The following is a 530-nucleotide window of genomic DNA, read 5'->3' as shown; positions in this document are numbered from 1 at the left end:
CTCGGCGCCCCACCCGGCGCCCGCGCCCCGCGCGAGCCTCGTCCGATCCGAGCGGTCCGCGCCCGACACCCACCCCGCGTCCGGTGCCTCGTCCGGGCGGTCCTCCCGTACCGCACCCCTGCTCTGCGTTCCTGTCCTGCCCGCGTTCTGGCGGGTGCCGGGTTGGCCGGATCTGTGCGCTCCGTGGGGCGGTATGTCCCCCGCGCATTGACAAACCGTCCGTGCTGTTTTTTTATCGAGGGGTTCGGGTGCTGTGCCGGCCCGGGCGTCTGGCGGTCCCGGAGTGCGGGGCCGTGTGCCTGCTGTCGTGGCGGCCTCGTGGGGGAGTTGAGTGTGGACATCGAAGTGCTGGGTGCGCTGGCGGTGCGTGAGAACGGTGTGTCGGTCGTGCCGACGGCGCCGAAGCCGCGGCGGGTGCTGGGCCTGCTGGCCCTGCGTGCCGATCAGGTGGTGCCGGTGGCCGCGCTGGTCGAGGAGCTGTGGGGGGCGGTGCCGCCGCGCAGTGCGCGCACCACCCTGCAGACCTACGT

Annotated in this window: 1 protein-coding gene and 1 pseudogene; both read left to right on the top strand. The window is 73.6% G+C overall.

From position 1 onward, the window contains the following. Positions 1 to 211 (top strand): hypothetical protein (locus tag JHN63_RS53790; RefSeq protein ID WP_234478986.1); only part of this gene is annotated, 211 nt, incomplete at its 5' end. A 122-nt stretch (positions 212 to 333) separates the two neighbouring features. Continuing rightward, positions 334 to 530: pseudogene (locus JHN63_RS51920) on the top strand (hypothetical protein); the annotation flags it as partial.

This window comes from Streptomyces sp. MBT65, assembly GCF_016612545.1.
Taxonomy (GTDB): Bacteria; Actinomycetota; Actinomycetes; order Streptomycetales; family Streptomycetaceae; genus Streptomyces.
The sequence above is the reverse complement of the archived record's forward strand: the minus strand, read 5'-3'. Positions and strand labels throughout refer to the sequence as shown.